Origin of the sequence: Gordonibacter pamelaeae (assembly GCF_003340385.1) — a bacterium.
GTDB lineage: Bacteria > Actinomycetota > Coriobacteriia > Coriobacteriales > Eggerthellaceae > Gordonibacter > Gordonibacter pamelaeae.
Genome location: NZ_PPTS01000001.1, coordinates 21652 through 41949 on the forward strand (window position 1 = coordinate 21652; position 20298 = coordinate 41949).

Here is a 20298-nt window from a genome sequence, read left to right on the forward strand (position 1 = left end):
TCTGCAGGGCCAAGCAGCTGCGGCCGCTAGAGAAACGCCGCAAAAGAGACGGAAAACGAGCCGGCTGTGTTCCACGTGGAACGTAGCCGGCTCTCAATTTTTTCATTCGGCCATTTCCCAACGTTGCAGTCACTTCCAAGAAAGAAGCGGTTGCCTGTATTCGCGAACTTCCATCCCTTAAGCTTGTGGCCAGGGCTTTCGAATTTCGGCGGCAGTCGTGTCAGATGCGCGCGGCATCCGTGCAAGGGTTGCGCGGCGAGCGTGCAAGGTCCGTGCGGCATCCGGGCCAGATCCGCATCAGCTTCCGGCGACTCCGTGACGGTGGAATTACGGTCGGCCGGCAAGGTCGCGTTGCTATACTTCCCCCAGAGAAGTTCAGCGGACAAGCGGGAGGCATGCCGCGCAAACATGGTGAAAGCATGTGCGCGCTGGTAAGGAAGAAAGTTTTCCTTGTGGCCCATGAGGCCCTTTGCTAGAATAGGCAAGCTAATCCTGCTCCGGGTTAACTGCCTTCACCAGCCCCGGAGCCGCTAAAGACCAAAGGAGGTGAGCTGATGAAGGCTTATGAATTGCTGTTTTTTGTCGCTCCGTCTATCGACGAAGAATCCCGTGCCGCTGTTATGAAGCGTATTGAGACCACGATCGCCGAGGGCGAGGGTACGGTTGACAACGTCGACAACTGGGGCAAGCGCAAACTCGCTTACGAGATCGACGGTCTGACCGACGGTGACTACACTCTCATCGATTTCCATGCCGATCCCGCTAACGTTGCTGAACTCGATCGCGTTCTTCGCATCAATGACGCCGTTGTGCGCCATATGATCGTCAAGCGTACCGATCGCGATTAAGAGCACGTGGCGTTGGGCGCCCCCGGCGCCCCAGCATGAGAAGAAGAGGTGGGTATCATGAGCATCAACCGAGTTATCATCAGCGGAAACCTGACGCGCGACCCCGAGCTGCGCTCCACGGCGAGCGGTTTGCCGGTGCTCGGCTTCGGCGTTGCCGTGAACGACCGCCGGAAGAACCAGCAGACGGGCGAGTGGGAGGACTATCCCAACTTCATCGACTGCACCATGTTCGGTGCGCGCGCCGAGAGCCTGAACCGCTACCTCAACAAGGGCACGAAGGTGTCCATTGAGGGAAAGCTCCGCTGGAGCCAGTGGGAGCGCGACGGCCAGAAGCGCAGCAAGATCGAGGTGATCGTCGACGAGCTCGAGTTCATGTCGAGCCGCAACAGCGATTCGTCCTCATACGGCGGAAACCAGTCGTATGGCGGCAACGCAGGCGGCTATTCCCCGGCTCCGGCCGCAGCCCCCATGGCTGCCCCGGTGGTCGATGCCTCTTCTTCGGTCTACGATGAAGACATCCCGTTTTAAGCGAAACGAAAGAGGTTTGTGAAATGTCCGATTACGCGAAGCAGCCGCGTCGCAAGTTCTGCCAGTTCTGCAAGGACGAGGCGAACTACGTCGACTACAAAGACACGCAAATGCTGCGCAAATACGTTACCGATCGCGGAAAGATCAAGCCGCGCCGGGTGACGGGTGCCTGCACCCAGCACCAGCGCGACATCGCGAACGCCGTCAAGCGTGCCCGCGAGATGGCTTTGATGCCGTACGCGGTGCCCGCCGTCAGCGGTCGCGGCGATCGTCGCAGCCGCTAGGCGCAAGGAGGGTTCCATGAAAGTCATCCTGCTTCAAGAATTGAAGGGCAAGGGCGGTGAAGGCGACGTCGTAGACGTGGCCCCCGGCTTCGCCAACAACTACCTGCTTCCCCAGAAGCTCGCCATCCTGGCGACGAAGGGGAACCTCAAGCAGCTCGAGCAGCGCAAGCACAACATCGCGAAGCGCGAGGAGAACCGCATCGCCGACGCCGAGAAGATGAAGGCCGCCCTCGAGGGCGCCACCGTCAAGGTCGAGGCGAAGGTCGGCGAGGAGGGCCAGCTGTTCGGCTCCGTCACCGCCGTCATGGTCGCCGACGCCATCAAGGCCGCCACCGACCTTGAGGTGGACAAGCGCCGCCTCGAGCTCGGCCACGCCATCAAGACGGCTGGCGAGCATGAAGTGGTCTACGGCATCTACCGCGACATCAAGGTGTCCGTGAAGCTCCTGGTGGGCAATATCGACGAGCAGGCCGAGGCCGAGGTCGTCGAGGAGACCGTGGAGGTTGTCGAGGAGGCCGAGGCTCCCGCCGAGGCTGCCGAGACGGCTACCGAGGAATAAATACTTTTCCACAGGATTGATTTGTGGAAACGGGGGAAAACCCCCTTTGCCCCGATGACGGGTGAAGGGGGTTTTCCGTTGCATGTGGATAACGCATTCCGTGGTTTTTCGGGAAGAAAAATACACATGACCTGCGGCAATCATGCGGTACTATAGCGGGAAACAAGGCAGCGGACACCCGAAGGAGCGAGAAGGACCACCATGTCGGAAGCGTACCAAGCCAGCGCAAGGAACAGCGACTTCAACGAGGGGTCGGCTCCCAAGAACAAGCCGATGCCGCAGAACATCGAGGCCGAGAAGTCGGTTCTGGCGGCCTGCATGCTGAACGCCGAGGCGGTGGAGGAGCTTATCCTGAAGCTCAAGCCGGAGTCGTTCTACCGCCCGGCGCACCGCATCATCTTCGAGTCCATCTGCGAGCTGAATACGCGCCGCATTCCCATCGACCAGATATCGCTCGCCGACAACCTGAACGCCACGGGCCAGCTGGAGGCCGTGGGCGGCAAGCCGTACCTGGTCGATCTGGCCGACAACACGTTTGCGCTCACGAACTGGCAGAACCACGCCGAGATCGTGAAGCGCACGGCCATCCTCCGCGAGCTCATCTACGCCGCCGCCTCCATCAACGCGCTCGCCTACGACGCGCCCGACAACCTGGACGAGGTGGTGGAGGACGCCGAGAAGACGCTCTTCGGCGTGACCGAGAAGCGCGTGTCGTCCACGTTCTCCAAGATGGACTCCCTGCTCACCGAGGCGTTCGAGGAGATCACGAAGCTCGCCGAGCAGCAGAACCACATGGCCGGCGTGCCCACCGGCTTCAAGGACGCCGACGACCTGTTCCACGGCTTCCGCGGAGGCGACCTGGTCATCCTGGCCGCCCGTCCCGGCGTGGGCAAGACGTCGTTCGCGCTGAACCTGGCCGTGAACGCCGCCAAGTCGGGCGCGGCCGTGGCCTTCTTCTCGCTGGAAATGAGCGCGGGCCAGCTGGTCCAGCGTATCCTGTGCGCCGAGGCGCGCGTCAGCCTGTCGAAGATCCGCGCGGGCTTCATATCGGAAGGCGACTGGGGCGCCATCGCCGACGCGTCGAACACGCTTTCGAAGCTGGAACTGTACATCGACGACTCGCCGGGCCTGTCCATCTTGGAGGCGCGCGCCAAGGCACGCCGCGAGCTGCGCCGCACCGAGGGCAAGGGTCTCATCATCGTGGACTACCTGCAGCTCATGCAGCCGCCCTCCACGCGCCGCGACGGCAACCGCGCCGTGGAGGTGGGCGAGATCTCGCGAGGCCTGAAGGTGCTCGCGAAGGAGATGGACATGCCCGTGATCGCGCTGTCGCAGCTGTCCCGTGCCGTGGAGATGCGAGGAAAGAAGCGCCCGATGCTCTCCGACCTGCGCGAATCCGGCTCTATCGAGCAGGACGCCGACATCGTCATGTTCATCGACCGAAGCATGGACGAGACGGAGGCGGAGAGCGAGGACCGCCCCGACTTGGGCACGGCGCAGCTCATCGTGGCGAAGCACCGCAACGGCCCCACCCGCGACATCGACCTGGCGTTCAACCCGGAGTACACGCGCTTCATGGATTTCATCGACGATTCGCGCGCGGGCGGCTTCTAACCGGCCCGCGCAGGCCGCGCACGCGCTACACTGGTGCCCATGCGAAAGCGAATCACATTCATCCATGCGGCCGACCTGCATCTCGGCGCGCCGTTCCGCGGCCTGAGGGCGCTCTCGGAAGCGTGGGCGAACCGCCTGCTCACGGCTATCCCCGAAGCCTACGACCGCGTGGTGGACGCCGCGCTGGCCCGCCAGGTCGACTTCGTGGTCATCGCGGGCGATATCTTCGACAGCGCTCGCGCGTCTTACGGCGATTACCTGCATTTCTTCGAGGGCCTGCGCCGACTGGACAAGGCTGGCATCCCCGTGTACCTGTGCACCGGCAACCACGACCCGTTCACGTCATGGAGCCGCGACTTCTTCGCGTTCCCGCCGAACGCCGTCATGCTGCCGGCCGACAAGCCTGGCTTCGCGGCCTATCGGAAAGGCGGCGAGACGCTGGCCCTTATCGGCGGGCGCGGCTACTACAACCAAACGTGGCCGTCCGACGAGGATATCGCTGCCGGCGTGACGCGTGCAGCGGCCGAGCAGGCATTGGCCGATGCCGTGCCCGATGCCGCGCAGGCGCCCTTCGCCGTGGGCCTTCTGCACACGGGATTGGACCTCGACCCGGTGAAGGCTCCCACGAACCCGGCCCGCCTCCTGCGGGCGGGCATGGACTACTGGGCGCTCGGGCATATACATATGAAGTACGCCCATCCCTCTTTCGACGATCCGCGGCTCGTGTTCTCGGGCTGCATCCAAGGCCGCGACATCAAGGAGACGGGCGAGCGCGGCTGCTTCGCCGTGACGTTGGAGGAAGGCGCGCGCCCTGCGCTCGAGTTCGTTCCCACGGCCAGCGTGGTATGGCAGCGCATGGACGTGGACGTGGCCGACTGCGCGAACGTGGCCGAGGTCACCGACAAGATCATGCGCGAGCTGTTCCGCGTGAACGGGAAGGCCCACTGCGAGGAGATGTGCGTGCGCATCACGCTCACGGGCACCACGCCGCTGCATGCGGTGTTCGCGCGCCCCGGCGTGCTGGAGGATCTGCGCAAGCACATCAACGACGGCTACCCGTCGTTTTACTGCGACGCGCTCGTCGATGCCACGCTGCGACCGTACGACAAGGAAGCGCTGCGCCGCGAGGGCCTGTTCCCAGCCGTGTTCCTGCAAGTGGCCGACGCCCTGCGCGCCGACCGCGAAGACGAGATAGCCTATATCCAGGAGGAGTTCCTGCTCAAGAACATCCAGCTGCCCAGCGCCTACACGCGCCGCATCGACGAGCTGGCGGCCGACGCCGAGGACCTGGTGCTCGACCTGCTGAACCGAGGCGACGAATGACGGCCGAGCGTGGCGGCGCGCCGTACCTCAAGCGCATGAAGATCACGAGCTTCGGCGCGTTCGCCAACAAGGTGGCGGGCCCGTTCACGCCGCACCTCAACGTGGTGTTCGGCGAGAACGAGGCCGGCAAGTCCACGCTGGCCTCGTTCGCAGGCGGCGTGCTGTTCGGGTGGGAGGAGGCGCGCGGCGTCCGCAACACCTACAAGCCGCGCAATGCCGAGCGCGCCGGCTCGCTGTTCTTCGCCCCGCGTCCGGAAGAGGGGGACGCGTTGCCCGACGAAGGCGCTCCCGTGCCCGCACCCGCCTCGGGGGCCGAATCCGGCGCGCCCGCATCCGAGCCCGCATCCGACCCCGACAACGAGCTCGTGCTCTCGCGCGTGCGCAACGCCGACGGCCTGCAAGGCCCCGCCGAGCTCGTGGACGACATCGACCGCGAGACGTTCCAGACCATGTTCTCCCTCACGGCCGACGAGCTGCGCAGCCTGCGCAACACCACCGACATGACCGCGAAGCTGCTCACGGCCGGCTCCGGCACGGGCGCGAGCCCCGCCCATGCGCTCGTCGAGGTGCAGGCCCGCCTAGCCGAATACACCTCGAAGGCCGCCGGCATCGAGCACTCCATCACGCGCCTGACCGCCGAGCAGGACGACCTGCGCGCCCAGATGGCCCAAGCCGCGGACGAGACGGAGCGCTATAAGGCCCAGGACAAGGAATTCCACGAGCTGGCGCCGCAGCGCGCGCAGCTGCTGGCGCGCCTGGACGCGCTCAACGCATCCATCGAGGAGCTTGCCGCGCAGCGCGCCAGCCTGGAGAAGCTGGACGCCCAGCGCGACCAGCTGCGCCGCCAACGCGACTCCCTGCGCGAGGACGAGGCCGCCCTGGCCGCCGAGCATCGTGTGCGCGAGCAGGCCTTGGACCCGGCGCTCGTGGCCCTGGGCGCCGCCGACGAGCGCGCCCTGCGCGACCGCATCGACGCGCTGGCCGAGGAGCAGGCGAAATGCGCGCACAGCGTGGACCTGGCCAAGGAGAACTGCGCAACGTCCACCGCCGCCTACGAGGCGCTGCTCGAAACCGAGGACGTGCATCAGGTGCACGAGAGGCGCCGTCGCCAGCGCAGCGTGCAGGTGGGGCTGTCCATCGCGCTGCCCCTCGTGTTCGTGGCGGCCGGCGTGCCGCTGTTCATGCACGGCCGCGAGATCACGAGCCTGTCGTTCACCGCGCTCGGCATAGGCCTGGTGGTGTTCGCCCTCATGCTGGCCGCCGCCGCGCTGGTCATGCTGTTCCGCCCCGACAAGGCCGCCGAGGCACAGGAAGCCCGCAAGCAGGATGCCCAGTGGGTCATGCTGCAAGACAAGAAGAAGCTCGAGGCGTGCCTGTCCGCGCAGGAGCAGCTGGCTGCGCGCATCCGTGCCCAGTTTGACGCCGCGGGCCTCTCGGCAGCGCAGGGCTCCCTCCGCAGCGCGCGCTCGCTTCTGTCCGAGGCGAAGGACGCCCGCGCCGAGGCGGGCTTGTTCCAGCAGCGCCAGCAGGCGCTGGTCTCGCGCCTGTCCGCCGTGGAGGATAACCTGGCCGACATCGAGCGCCAGCGCGCCCGCGCCGTCGAGCGCGCCGGCCTGCGCGACGGCGCCACCGTGGAGGACGTGGACGCCGCCATCGACCAGCGCACCAGGCAGCGCGTCGGCCTGTTGGAGACCAGCGAGAGCCTGAACCGCCGCTACGGCGAGCTGAAGCAAGAGCTCTCCCAAGCCAAGCACGCGCACCGATTCGACGAGCTGAAGCTGCGCTACCAACAGGTGCGCACGCGCCAAGACGAGAGCGCCCAGGACTACGCCCGCCTGCTCCTGGCGAAGCGCATGCTGGAGGCCGCCATCGCCGCATGGGAATCGAAGAGCCAGCCCGAGGTGTACCGCCAGGCCAGCCGCCTGCTCTCGCTCATGACCGACGGGCGCTGGGTCAAGGTGGCCATGACGCCCGAGGGCCGGCTGCAGGTGATGGATGCGGTGAAGACGGAACGCGAGCCCGTGCACCTGTCGCTGGGAACGTGCCAGCAGCTCTACCTGGCGCTGCGCATCGCCCTGCTCATAACGGCCGACAACGTGGGCCGCTCCATCCCCATTCTGGCCGACGATATCCTGGTGAACTTCGATGCCCGGCGCCGCGTCGGCGCCGCCCGCGCGCTCGCCGAGCTGGCCCGCACGCGCCAGGTGATCCTGTTCACCTGCCATGAAGAAATAGTAGAGTCCATGCGCTCGGCCGATCCGGCGCTGAACGTTGTGGAACTGTAATATAATCATGAATCTGCGGATAGGTTGACGGCCCGGCGCGCAGGCGCGGGCGCGAAAGGATGCGAACCATATGCCCAGCACGGTACTCGTCGGCGCCCAATGGGGAGACGAAGGCAAAGGCAAGATAACCGACCTGATCGCACGCGAATACGATTTCGTCGTGCGCTACCAAGGCGGCAACAACGCCGGCCACACGGTCATCCACGGCGATAAGAAGCTCGCGCTGCACCTCATGCCCTCCGGCGTCATGTACGACCACGCGGTGCCGGTCATCGGCAACGGCGTGGTGGTGGACCCCGGCGTGCTCATCAAGGAGATGGCCATGCTGGAGGCCGAGGGCATCTCCTGCAAGAACCTCAAGATCAGCTGCGACGCGCACGTCATCATGCCCTACCACAAGGATTTCGACGGCGCGGACGAGAAGCGCCTGGGCGAGAACAAGATCGGCACCACGAAGCGCGGCATCGGCCCGTGCTACCAGGACAAGGCCGCCCGCAAGGGCATCCGCATCCAGGATCTGCTGGACGAGAAGATCTTCCGCCTGAAGCTGGAGACGGCGCTGGCGCAGAAGAACCCCGTGCTGCAGAAGATCTACGGCCTGCACACCTACACGGTCGACGAGATCTGCGAGGAGTACCTGCCCTACGCGCGCATCCTCAAGCCCTACATGGCCGAGACGGCCCAGCTGCTGAACGAGGGCCTGCGCGCCGGCAAGTCGATACTCTTCGAGGGCGCGCAGGGCACGCTCTTGGACATCGACCACGGCACATACCCCTACGTCACCAGCTCGTCGTGCTGCGCCGGCGGCGCCGCTACGGGCTCGGGCGTGGGGCCCACGGCCATCGAGCGCGTGCTGGGCATCCAGAAGGCCTACATCACGCGCGTGGGCGAGGGCCCGTTCCCCACGGAGCAGCGCTTCCCCGAGGACGGGGGCGTTGACGAGGAGGCCGAGGTCGGCGAGACGCTGTGCGCGGTGGGCCACGAGTTCGGCGTGACCACGGGGCGCAAGCGCCGCTGCGGCTGGTTCGACGCCGTCATCGCGCGTTACGCCGCCGAGGTCAACGGCCTCACCGACGTGGCGCTCACGAAGCTCGACGTGCTCTCCGCCTTCGACACCATCAAGGTGTGCACGGCCTACGAGTGCGAGGGCAAGGTGTACGACTACTTCCCCATGCAGCAGAGCGTGCTGTTCCACGCGAAGCCCGTGTACGAGGAGCTGCCCGGCTGGAAGGGCGTCGACATCACCGAATGCCGCACCTTCGAGGAGCTGCCCGAGAACGCGCAGCGCTACGTGGAGTATCTGGAGAAGATCACCGGCGTGCCGGTCAGCATCATCGCCGTGGGCCCCGATCGCGATCAAACCATCATGCGAGGGTGGGATCGCTAGCGCGCAACCGAATCGACGGAAAAATGTTTCACGTGAAACAACGCTGGTTTTGAAAGGAACGGCAATGAACATCTTGGTGTTGGGCGGCGGCGGCCGCGAGCATGCCATCGCGTGGTCGCTTGCGAAGTCCCCGCGCACGGACAAGCTCTACGTGGCCCCCGGCAACGGCGGCACGGCGGATATCGCGCGCAACGTGCCCGATCTTGCCGTCGAGGACGGCCGCGCGGTGCTGGCGTTCGTGGAGGAGCACGACGTGCAGCTCGTGGTCATCGGCCCCGAGGCGCCGCTCGTCGCGGGCGTGGCCGACGAGCTGCGCGAGGCCGGCATCGCCGTGTTCGGCCCCGATGCCCAGGGCGCCCAGCTTGAGGGAAGCAAGACGTTCAGCAAGCGCTTCATGGATGCCCACGGCATTCCCACCGCGCGCTACGGCAGCTTCGACGACCTCGAGGCGGCGCTGGGCTACCTGTCCGCGCTGGAGGCCCCGGTCGTGGTGAAGGCCGATGGCCTGGCGGCGGGCAAGGGCGTCATCGTGGCCGAGGACAAGGAGACGGCGGAAGAAGCCGTGCGCTCCTGCTTCGATGGCGCGTTCGGCCAGGCCGGCTCCACCGTGGTCATAGAGGAATGCCTCACCGGCCCCGAGTGCTCGCTGCTCGCGTTCGTGAGCGGCGGCAAGGCCCACTGCATGGCCACGGCCCAAGACCACAAGCGCGCCTTCGACGGCGACCGCGGCCCGAACACGGGCGGCATGGGCGTGTACTCGCCGGTGCCCATCGTGACGGCCGACGAGCTGGCCGCCATGCATGAGATCATGGAGCAGTCCGCGGCCGCCACGGCCACCGACTTCGCCAACGATTACCGCGGCGTGCTGTACGGAGGCTTCATGCTCACGCCCGAAGGCCCGAAGGTGCTGGAGTTCAACGCGCGCTTCGGCGATCCCGAGACGCAGGTCGTGCTGCCGCGCCTGGAGGCCGACCTCGTGGACATCGTGCTGGCCGTTGCGGAAGGCCGCCCCGACGACATCGAGCTGCGCTGGAGCGAGCAGTGGGCCGTGTGCGTGGTGCTGGCCAGCGAGGGCTACCCCGGCGCTTACGAGAAGGGCAAGGTCATCCTCGGCATCGAGGAGGCCGAGGAGCTGGAGGGCGTGACGGTGTTCCATGCCGGCACGGCCCGCAACGCCGACGGCGAGCTGGTCACGGCCGGCGGCCGCGTGCTCAACGTGGTGGCGCTGGGCGACTCGTTCGACGACGCCCGGGAGAAGGCCTACGAGGCCTGCAACCTCATCAACTTCGAGGGCAAGCAGTACCGCACCGACATCGGCAAGAAGGCCGCCGCCGGCCGCGAGGCTTGGAACTAACGACATCGGGGGTGTCCTTCGGGTCGCCCCCGCGTTTTTTGCGTCAAACGAGAAGAGGTCTTCGCATTGCTATCTGAACGTATGCTCACGGCGGTCGTCCGCCAGTGCACGAAAAGCTATCTGAAGCTGAACCCCACCGACGACGCACGGGTTCCCGCGCCGAAGCCGGGGCAGAAGTACATGCTGTACATGCACGTGCCGTTCTGCGAGCGGCTGTGCCCGTACTGCTCGTTCAACCGCTTCCCGTTCGCGGAGGATCGTGCGCGGCCGTACTTCGCCAGCATGCGCAAAGAGATGATGATGCTGAAGGAGCTGGGCTACGATTTCGAGAGCCTGTACGTGGGCGGCGGCACGCCCACCATCATGATCGACGAGCTGTGCGACACCATCGATCTGGCGAAGGAGACATTCTCCATCGCGGAAGTCTCGAGCGAGACGAACCCGAACCACCTCATACCGGCGTATCTTGACAAGCTGCAGGGCCGCGTGCAGCGCCTCTCCGTGGGCGTGCAGAGCTTCGACGACGGCCTGCTCAAGCAGATGGATCGCTACGACAAGTACGGCAGCGGCGCGGAGATCCTCGAGCGCATCGGCGAGGCCAGCCCCTATTTCACCTCGCTGAACGTGGATATGATCTTCAACTTCCCCGCGCAGACCGAGGACATCCTCATCAACGACATCGAGCGCGTGGTGGAGAGCGGCACGAGCCAGACGACGTTCTACCCGCTCATGGCCTCACCCAGCGTGGCGCGCCAGCTCGCCCGCACCGTGGGCCGCGTGGACTACACCCGCGAGCGCACGTACTACGAGATCATCAGCGAGCTCTTGGCCGGCGGCCCCGACCCCCTGTTCGAGCACGGCAGCGCCTGGACGTTCAACAAGCGCGGCACCGGCGCGGCCGGCGAGGACGCCATGATCGACGAGTACGTGGTGGACTACGAGGAGTACCCTGCCATCGGAAGCGGCGGCATCACGTACCTGGGCGACAACCTGTTCGTGAACACGTTCTCCGTGAACGACTACAACGCAGCCATCGCGGCCGGCCGCATGTCGCTCATGGGGAAGACCACGTTCAGCTTGCGCGATCGCATGCGCTACCGCTTCATGATGCAGCTGTTCGGCCTGCGCCTGGACAAGCGCCAGTTCGAGCGCGATTTCGGCTGCACCGTGGAGGCCGGCCTGCCCGTGGAGATGGCCTTCATGAAGGCATCGGGCGCCTTCGACCGCGACACTCGCGACGAGCTCACCCTCACCCCCAAGGGCCGCTACCTCATGGTGGTCATGATGCGCCAGTTCTTCATCGGCGTGAACAACCTGCGCGACCAAGCCCGCGCCGCCCTGGTAGGCGAGGAGAGGGAGCTGATATTCGGGTAGGCTCCTTCGTCCGCCGCTGCCTTTTCTCAATCGTGAATTGACCGTTTAGGAAACTTCCATTGATGGTAAGATGAAAGTTATCTTGCGGATCTGGCAAAAGCGGAAGCGAGGAAGAATCGGCAGATGGCGCGCCAGAAGCATACCGAGGGGTTCACGGTAGCCGAGCTGCTGACCGTCGTGGCTATCCTCGCCATCCTCGCGGCTATCGTGGGAGTGTCGGTGGCCAACTATCTGCGCAACCTCACGCTCACCGAATACGACAATGCCGCGAAGTCGATCTATATTGCCGCGCAGAACAACCTTGCCGACCTGCAGGCGTCGGGCGAATGGGACGCGAACAAGAACGGTGTGTATACCGGTAAGGCAGAGGTTGCCGGCGAGAAGGCCGCCGAGCCAACGGCGCAGCGCACCGATGACAATAATGAAACCCAAGATGACGGATTGCATTATTTCTACGTGACTGCCGAGTTCGCCCGAGAAAGCGGGATGCTCCCTCAAGGAACCGTTGATGCCGATGTTTGGAATCAGGATTTCATCATCGAATATTGCTACGAAACCGCCACGGTTTACGGCGTGTTCTATACCGAGGAGTCCCCGACGTCTCTGAACGGGTTTTACGAAAAGGGCAAGCAGGATATCGATATTCGCAGCAAAGAAGAACGTAAGAAATCGGGAAGTGTTCTTGTCGGCTACTACGGAGGAGCCGCGGCTCGCAATCTCGATCACGTCGAGCTGAAAGCTCCCTCGCTTGCCGTGATGAACGGCCATATTCTGGTTACCGATTCCAATTTGGACAAACACCTTCTCGACTGGGGCACTTATCAGATTCTCACCATAGTTGGGGAGAAGGAAACGATTATGCTGCGTCTGTCGGCCCCTACTTTCAACGAAGCCAAAGTCGACGTCTACCGCAAAGCGGGCAGCACCTTCACTCGGGTTGAGGTAGCCGCTGACGCAAGCTTCTGCACGTTGAGGGAGAGCCCTTCGAACGAGGGTTTTCTTCCGAAGAACACCTACAGCGTTGATATCGCTGCCTTGCAAGCTGCGATTGAGGGCGTGGTTGGTCAAGATCCTTTGGGGTTCGCATCCAACGAGATCGTCGATTTGAAGTCGAAAGGCAGCAGCAACAAGGTGCTTTGCCGTTCGGTATACGGCTATGCCCAAGGCACCTGGGCCGCCGCATCGGAGGACCTTATCTTCACTTCGAACATCATGGCCGATTGGCAGACGGAAGCGACTATCGACGCGTATGTGACCGACGATGATTACAAAGTGTCCGACCAGAAAGGCAACAAAACCGGGTGCGATGTGGAGATATCTCTAAGCAACTTCTACGATGACGATACCGTGTCCGACAATAAGCTTTGCTACTCCCTATTGATGTGGGGCAGCGGCACATGGGGGTATGTCCCCGAGGTCGCCGTACATGAAGGAAACAACGGCCAAGGCGAGGGACAGGGAAGCCCGGTAAACCCCCAGGATGGTTACTATTATTTTAAAAACACGTCCGACACCCAGTACCTCACTTTGACGCTCCCTTGGGCAGATCTTGCAAAAGCGAAAGAAGGAGTAACGTACAAAGTTCTTATAACGGCGTATAAGGTGGATAGTCGTGGCCAGATGGCCACGCCTAAAAAGACGCTATCCATAACCATCAACGTTCACAAAAGCGATTATTCCAACTACTACTACGTGACCGATTCCCCCGGTTCGCTCTACGCGGAAGTGACCATGCTCGTTGGCGTTGTCTCTTCTCCGGACATTACCTGTCCGGCTGGGGTATACCCTGACGCCTCGAGCCTTTTGAAGATTGAGAAGAAAAGCACGAATACCTATCACATAGCTGATCGGCTCCCTGATCAGAGCAGTTATTCCATCAAGTTCTTCAAAGCCAACCCCTCTGAAGATTATTCTAAAGACAAGAATGCTTTTGACAGTTCGGCATCAGGCATCGCAGTTCATGAAGGTGCTCTCTGACATGTCAGCCGAGAGAACATACTCAAACTATTTCCGGCCAGCCTTGTTGGTTGTGCTTATCCTCGGAGCCGTCTTTGCCCTTGCTTCTACCCTGGCGTTTTCTAGCGTTTCTGCCCGTGCCGATGACGGCCGGTTTGCTGGTGGAACCGGCACGGCAAACGATCCGTACCAGATAGCCACGGCGGCCCAACTTGAGAATCTGGCTAATTGGGTCAACGATGGGAAATCGTCAAACAAAGATCACTATGTGCTCGTTGCCAATATTGATCTAAAGGGAAGTTCATATTCGGCAAACAATACCGTCATTGGCTATGCGGACTCGTTCAAGGATGCAAGCACGCATGGCTTCAAGGGAACGTTCGATGGCAATGGCTACACCATCAAGAACCTGAATGTGGACCTGTCGAAGGTGACGGCCAAGGGCGGAACGGTGACCGTGGGGCTTTTCGGAGCGGTTCAAAACGCCACCATCAAGAACCTCAATCTCCAGGATGTCGTATTCGTGGGTGCGGTGCCCAACGCGGTGTCTTACGATATTGCGGTAGGGTGCTTGGCGGGCGCGGTTTTCGGTAAGACCGTCATAGATCATTGCAGCGTCATGAACGGCTCCATAACCGAGAACACAACCGGAGCAGGAACGGCCACGAAGCTCTACTCGTTCGGCGGCTTGTTGGGCGATGCCTACACGACGGGCGAGACGGCTTTCGCTTCGGTGACGAACTGTAGCATCGATTGCGAAATCACAGCGTTCGGTGGGCACAGTAGCCAGTCCTATGTGGGCGGCATTGTCGGTCGGGGGCGCGTGAACAGCAACGACAACCGATGGCGTGCAGTCGAAGTCGGATTGAGTGCCTTCACGGGAACACTAAAAGGCAACGGTTACAATGCCCCGATAATCGCAGGTGTACGCCGCGGAGCAAGCGAGAGCGCCGCGACGGGGACGGCTATCGCCCGAGCGGTAGACTTCAACAAGTGCTTCTATCGGTTCTCCGCTTACGACCTTGAGGGCAAGAGCCCCAATCCTGCCTACAACCCAACCGAAAGCGACGCCCCCGACGCAAAGAACGTTGTCCAGGCAGACCCTGGCGACTCGGGCGAAGACACTTCGCCGGCGTTTGGGAACTCGACCGAAGGCGGCGAATCCGTATCCGTCGATCCCGAAGCAGAAAACCCAGCCTCCGAGGATGCCATGGCCGACGGCCTTCAATCCGGCAATCAATCACCGGATGCCGAGGCGGGCAGTTCTCCGTCCGGGGCCTCCAACGGCGATGCTCGAAGTGCCGACGGCGGCACGGCTTCCGGAAACGCCGCCGCCAGCCCATCTTCCAGTGATTCGTCAGCCGGCAGTCGTGCGCTGACCGGCGGTGCGGCAGAGGAATTCGTGTACAACAAGGATGGTTCTTACGTATGGGGAGACGCGCGTGAAAGCGCCTACTACGATGACGCCTCCCACGAATCTGCCCGCGCCGCACTTGAAGACAGTGGAAAGGCAAAATGGCGTTCGGTGTCCAAAAACAACAGCCAAGTGCTCGTGCTCGATATGAGAACCCCCGGGATCTCGCTCGGTGAGCCGCACGATGGCTATTACTACCTTGTTGAAGGATTCTTCGGGCTTTACAACGGAGAGACGAACGGTGCGTTGGAAAACCCTGTTTGGAGCTCCAACGTTATTAAAGAGCCAAGTCCGCACGTTGGCCTTTCGACTGCCGAGAGCGTGGTGACGCTCACCTACGGTCCGGTAGACAGTCGCAAAATGGTATCGTGCACCATACCTGCCCTGAGCGGAGTATCTGTATCCGTTCACCGGGTTGAGGACGATCAGGGAAAGGTGATCCGTCTTAACGCAAGCGTAGAAGGCGGGGAGAGCTGGGGTCTTGCGGAAGGCGATTTTGCCTACACGTGGTATAAGGGCGATTCGGCTGAAGGGAAGAGCGTCGGCCAGGGAAGCTCGTTGGATGTCGCGGGTTTCACTGACAAGGCGAACTTCACCGTGAAGGCGGTTCTTACGGCGAACAACGAGGTTGCCTATACGGCCACCGGCTCGAACTACGGACGTACCGTATACGTCGACGAGAACAAGGGGGACGATATCGCCAACGGCAAAACCCCGGGTACTGCCGTAAAAACCATCTCGCAAGCCTACGAGCTGCTTGACGAACAGGGCACTGCCGAATCGAACGTCATCGTTGTCATCGGCAAGTATACCGACAATAGCTACGGCGTTGAGCCAGCGCACAATGGACAGCCGAATGCCTTCTACAAGCCGGCCACCATCACCGGATACGACGCGCTCAACCCAACCCTCAACACAGGTCAGAGTGCTTTCAGTGGCGATGACGCCCGATTCAACGATTATGCTGTCTTGTCTTGGGGAAACAGCGAAACGGTTGGCCAAAGGGGCAAGTTCCTTTACGCAGAGACTATCGTGAAGGATATTGTTTTGTCAGGTGGCACTTATGAGCTCGGTTACGTGTACTGCCAGGGAAACGACCTCACTATCGAGCAGAACGTCAAGATGTCTGGCTATGGCGAGGCAAGCATAGAAGGTTTCGGTCTCCTTTCCAAAACCAAAGTGCCAAACTTTCATGTGGTCGGCGGTTATCTTGACAAGAAAGATCGGGCTACCGGGCAGAACCCCGACGATGTGTGCGATATCACCATCAGGGGCGGTTGCTATGCCCGCATCCTTGCCGGTAGCCGCAACACCCAGGTAAACGAAGGCAGCCGCAACACGTTCGGGACCGAAGGCGACTACTTCAAGTCGAATATCGTCGTCGATATCCAGCAAACGTCACGCGGTACGTACAATTGCGATGTGGGCATGCTGTGCGGAGGGCAGACGGACGGTTCGCTGTACGCGGCGTCGAAGGTCACTTTGAATGCCGGCTATGCAAAGCTGCTCCTTGGGTCGAGCATCGGCTTCAACCGTTCGACCGGCGATGCGGCCTTCCCCAACAACGACTTCATCGGCTTGGTCGATGTCACGGTCAACGGGGGTTCGGTCGACCAGCTGTACGGAGGTTGCCTCGGGCGCTGGCGCGATACGGCGGATCAAAAGCTGGGCATCGACTCTGCATTCAAGCGCTCCGACGCCATCCGCAGAACCGAGCACCTGTCCGAGACGCAGGCCGATATTCGCATCACCGTAAACGGCGGTGTGATCAACCCTGGTGCAGGTGCGGCTGGGGCGGTGTTCGCTTGCGGCGCGGGAGGCACAACAGGCACCCTTCTCGACCCGGTTGCAACAGCGATCGAGGTCAACGGTGGCACTGTCAAGGGCTCGGTGTACGGCGGTGGCGACGGCAAAACCACCACAGGCGACCAATACAAAGCCTCTGCAACGGCAGGGACCCTTTTCGGGGAAACGCGCGTGGCAGTCAACGGCGGTGTTATCGAAGGAAGCGTCTACGGCGGAGGGGCCGGCACGTCGGCATATCTCGGCAATGCCGAGAAACGTGCCCTCGCCCAGGTTTTCGGAAACACCGAGGTTGCGGTGTCCGGAGGAACCGTGACGGACAGCGTGTTCGGCGGCGGCAGCGGTATCGAAAGCGAGGATGCGCCTCATATGGCGCGCGTCACTGGCACTACCCGCGTGCTGGTATCAGGGGGCTCCATAGGGGGAGACGTGTACGGCGGAGGCAGCCTGGGCGCCGTGGGCGAAGGATCGGCAACCGGCACCGGAATGCTTCCCTACGCCGTTACCTCCCCTGGTTCCACCACGGTCATAGTAAGCGACGGCTCGGTGTCGGGCAGCGTCTTCGGCGGCGGAAAGGGCTTCGGGCAAGGAACACTCGATCAGGCTTTGGTCAAAGGCGCCCTGTTCGGCTGGTCGACCGTCAAGGTGTACGGTGGTTCCATAGGCAATGACGTGTTCGGCGGCGGCAACGAGAGCAGGACCTATGCTCCCATCTCCAACGGAGTGGCGCAGCGAGCCGCCACGGTTATCGTCAACAGCACCAATGGGAAGATCATTGTGCAAGGGGAGTCGGACGAGGCGAACGCTGGCAAGGTTGTAGCGGAAGAGGGCGAGGGCACTCGCGTCGAAGACGACCTCGTGGGCATCGATACGTCTTCCCATACCATGCGTACGGTCGATTTGGGCGGATCGGTGTTCGGCGGCGGCAACCGCAGCAAGCTTTCCGGTTCCCAGCAGGCAAACGATTACACGGTGTACGGCGATACCAACGTGTTCATCAAAGGCTCGGGTGTGGGTTTCGTCGGGGAGAGCGGCGGTGTGTACGGCGACGGTAACGTGAGCAAGACTTACGGCACGCGGCGCATCACGCTCATCGACTTCAAGAACGAGGGCGCGAATGCCGACCCTCTGAAAGTGTTCTATTCGCTGCAACGTGCCGACCGGGTTGTTATGAGCAATTCCAAGGTGTATACAAGGGGTGCGCTCGATAGGGTGAACGCCGTCGATACAGCCCAGTATGCCGTTAACCGCGTACAGGCCCTCAAACTCTATGATGGGTCGACCGTCCAGCTCGATACTGTGGTCAACGGCTTGGGTTCGATATGGAGCGATGTCGAGAGCGGGCGCAATTTCCGCAGCGAGAGCTGGAGGAAGGACGAGCTGGAGGAGTATCGCAAAGCCTGTGAAAACGGGGAACCGTGGACCAGCCGCAACCCCGACGGGTCTGGCGGTACCACCTACCCGTCCCTGAACGCGATAGTCTTGAACAACGGAAAACAGCTCGATGTTGCCTATACCGACGACGAGTTGCCTTCAACTGGGAAGTATGGCCAGGTAACCGGCCTGTTTACGCTGTCGTTGCTGACACCTGCCTTTGACGAGGGCGGAGCATTCGTGCTGGGCGCAACCGGTTCGGAAACGCGGTACACCAGCTCCGATAGCACCGGTCACTTCGCTTGCGTGACGAAAGATGCCGAAAACGGCTCCTACCTCGATTTGCTCACCGAGCAGAAGAAAGATTATCGCCTCTGGTATATAAAGGGACACGATTATCAGTACGACGTCACCCTCAAAGGATACACCACCGGCAACACCACGGTATCGGCGCAGGTGTGGTTGCCGGTAGATCGCGTCGAGGATGATGATGAGGCGTATCTGATGTTCGACACAAGCGACGGTCGGCAGATCAGCATTCCCGATACTCTGAACCTCAGAGAAGAAGGGGCTATACTCGACAAGAATCAGATGCAATTGCGTGTGGACGTGAATGCCGATACGGACGATTCGGATAATTCTCCTTACTACTTTACCAAGGCAGGCGAAGCTCCTAACAGCGAGTTCGAATATGAGAACGATGACACGCTCGTGCCGGTGACGTTGAGCATGACCCTGGGCCCCACTATGAAGGCTTCCAACGGAAGCGTGGTTTCGTTCTGGCTCAAAGACGCGAACGATGAGGGGAACAGCTACAAGTTCACGGTTCGCATCATCATTGAGCTCCCCGCCTCGGACGGCTATGCCATCAAGCGCTACGATAAGATCTACGGCGATGTTCCGTTTGGGAGCGACGTGGCTATTACGAGCCGAAGCGCGTACACCACCGAATTCGTCAGCACCTACAGCCCCGCAGCCTATTCGGACAAGTCCTGGTCGATCATCCCGTATTGGGACGGACGCATTGCCGAGAAGGCAGTGGCCCAAGATCAGCGTACCTTCCGAAAGGGCCTCAAGATAACCATGGTCGATTTGACTAACGCGGGCGCCCCGCAATATTACTATTATCAGTGCACCAACAACGTGAAAGAGATCAACCTTGATGACTTCATCAAGATGGACGAAAGTGGCGGAAAGTTCAGTGCCACCAAAACCGGCAATACCGTGGTACGCGAGAAACTCGTATTCATCGTCGATTATGAAGAAGCGAATACAGACTGGGATAACAAGGTCCAGCATCTCATGCTCAAGCACTCCTACAACCACGGTGCAAACGACATCCTCCGCTACACCGAATACAACGACGACGGCAACGTGTCCGCCGAGCACTATGCACCTGCCGTGCAGCAGGAGATTGTGACAGAGGAAAATGGCGCAGCAACGGGCATAGCGCAGGGAGCTTCCCTTAAGCTCTTGGACAAGGGGACGTCATCTGACTATCTCTATGATGTCTATCGCTTCAAGTTCACTTTCTCTCTCCGCACCGATGTCGTGAACACCCGCCTCGAGGCAAACGATTACTCCTTGCTTCTTTGGCTTCAGAAAGAGATCAATTTCCCGTTGGGCAGCAGCATTGTTGTCTCCGATGTTCAAGGTAATCAGGTTGAAACACGATATGTGCGTCTAAAGCCCGCTGAAGAAAAAGAACGTGCCTGCGTGATTGCAAATATTCAATCGAGTGGCAGCTATACAATCCAGCTGAATCTTTCTCGCTATCTCTCATATGGTCGTATGCTTGACAGCCAAAACTACGAGGCTTTGCGCGCCAGCCTGTATTCTTCAAGCGACGGGCTCTCAAAACCGAGTACAATCTCAAACTGGACAGTATTGATGCCCAAGGTAACGTGGTCACCGTCAGCTTGACTGCTTCCAAGGAAAGCGCAAAACACTCAGAAGACCTCGCGCCAAACAACGGCCTTGTTGCGATGCGTCAGGTCAAGGGCGATCCCTCCAGTTCTGTTGAGGTAAGCGATAAAGTGAGTCCAAGCAAGGGCAACGAGAGCAAGGCAACCACCTTCACGCTCACCGACACCGTTCCGGCGCCGGGGACCTATGAGTACACGTTCCTCTATGGAACTACCTTCGAGACCAAGACGGTGACGGTTAGCTAGCATGAGGTCGTATGCGTCTACATA

Annotated in this window: 14 protein-coding genes; 13 read left to right on the forward strand and 1 reads right to left on the reverse strand. The window is 61.6% G+C overall.

What is annotated here, in order from left to right; all coding sequences use genetic code 11:
• Positions 1-26: 26 nt before the first annotated feature.
• Positions 27-461 carry a hypothetical protein gene (locus C1877_RS15085; RefSeq protein ID WP_147274481.1) on the reverse strand — a complete coding sequence of 145 codons (435 nt, stop codon included), beginning with the start codon at positions 459-461 and terminating at the stop codon, positions 27-29.
• Between the two features lie 93 nt (positions 462-554).
• On the opposite strand from C1877_RS15085, the gene rpsF reads away from it, so the two are divergent.
• The 13 genes from rpsF (at position 555) to C1877_RS00155 (ending at position 20274) form a co-directional block, all read left to right on the forward strand.
• On the forward strand, positions 555-848 hold the full coding sequence (gene rpsF / locus C1877_RS00095; RefSeq protein WP_015539264.1) for a 30S ribosomal protein S6: 294 nt from the start codon (positions 555-557) through the stop codon (positions 846-848).
• Positions 849-905: 57 nt separating this feature from the next.
• Positions 906-1376, forward strand: a complete 471-nt coding sequence (locus tag C1877_RS00100) for a single-stranded DNA-binding protein (protein ID WP_015539263.1) — start codon at positions 906-908, stop codon at positions 1374-1376.
• A 23-nt stretch (positions 1377-1399) separates the two neighbouring features.
• The gene (rpsR, locus tag C1877_RS00105; protein WP_015539262.1) at positions 1400-1660 is read left to right on the forward strand and encodes a 30S ribosomal protein S18; all 261 of its coding nucleotides are present in this window, start codon (positions 1400-1402) and stop codon (positions 1658-1660) included.
• Between the two features lie 16 nt (positions 1661-1676).
• Positions 1677-2219 (forward strand): 50S ribosomal protein L9, encoded by a 543-nt coding sequence (gene rplI, locus C1877_RS00110; protein ID WP_015539261.1) that lies wholly within the window; start codon positions 1677-1679, stop codon positions 2217-2219.
• A 201-nt stretch (positions 2220-2420) separates the two neighbouring features.
• Positions 2421-3833 carry a replicative DNA helicase gene (gene dnaB, locus C1877_RS00115; protein WP_015539260.1) on the forward strand — a complete coding sequence of 471 codons (1413 nt, stop codon included), beginning with the start codon at positions 2421-2423 and terminating at the stop codon, positions 3831-3833.
• A 39-nt stretch (positions 3834-3872) separates the two neighbouring features.
• Positions 3873-5156 carry a metallophosphoesterase family protein gene (locus C1877_RS00120; RefSeq protein WP_015539259.1) on the forward strand — a complete coding sequence of 428 codons (1284 nt, stop codon included), beginning with the start codon at positions 3873-3875 and terminating at the stop codon, positions 5154-5156.
• Positions 5153-7441: an AAA family ATPase gene (locus tag C1877_RS00125; RefSeq protein WP_114568054.1), complete on the forward strand. Its 2289-nt coding sequence runs from the start codon at positions 5153-5155 to the stop codon at positions 7439-7441. Before C1877_RS00120 ends, C1877_RS00125 begins: the two co-directional genes overlap by 4 nt.
• Before the next feature lie 70 nt (positions 7442-7511).
• Complete coding sequence (locus tag C1877_RS00130; protein ID WP_114568055.1) at positions 7512-8828, forward strand: adenylosuccinate synthase; 1317 nt, start codon at positions 7512-7514, stop codon at positions 8826-8828.
• Positions 8829-8892: 64 nt separating this feature from the next.
• Positions 8893-10182 carry a phosphoribosylamine--glycine ligase gene (gene purD / locus C1877_RS00135; protein ID WP_015539257.1) on the forward strand — a complete coding sequence of 430 codons (1290 nt, stop codon included), beginning with the start codon at positions 8893-8895 and terminating at the stop codon, positions 10180-10182.
• A gap of 66 nt (positions 10183-10248) precedes the next feature.
• The gene (locus tag C1877_RS00140; protein ID WP_041239161.1) at positions 10249-11556 is read left to right on the forward strand and encodes a coproporphyrinogen III oxidase family protein; all 1308 of its coding nucleotides are present in this window, start codon (positions 10249-10251) and stop codon (positions 11554-11556) included.
• 123 nt (positions 11557-11679) lie between these two features.
• A complete protein-coding gene (locus tag C1877_RS00145) occupies positions 11680-13533 on the forward strand; it encodes a type II secretion system protein (protein ID WP_114568056.1) in 1854 nt (617 codons plus the stop codon).
• Between the two features lies 1 nt (position 13534).
• Positions 13535-20026: a hypothetical protein gene (locus C1877_RS00150; RefSeq protein ID WP_114568057.1), complete on the forward strand. Its 6492-nt coding sequence runs from the start codon at positions 13535-13537 to the stop codon at positions 20024-20026.
• Complete coding sequence (locus C1877_RS00155; RefSeq protein WP_147274482.1) at positions 20008-20274, forward strand: hypothetical protein; 267 nt, start codon at positions 20008-20010, stop codon at positions 20272-20274. The genes C1877_RS00150 and C1877_RS00155 overlap by 19 nt, the downstream gene beginning before the upstream one ends.
• Positions 20275-20298: the final 24 nt, after the last annotated feature.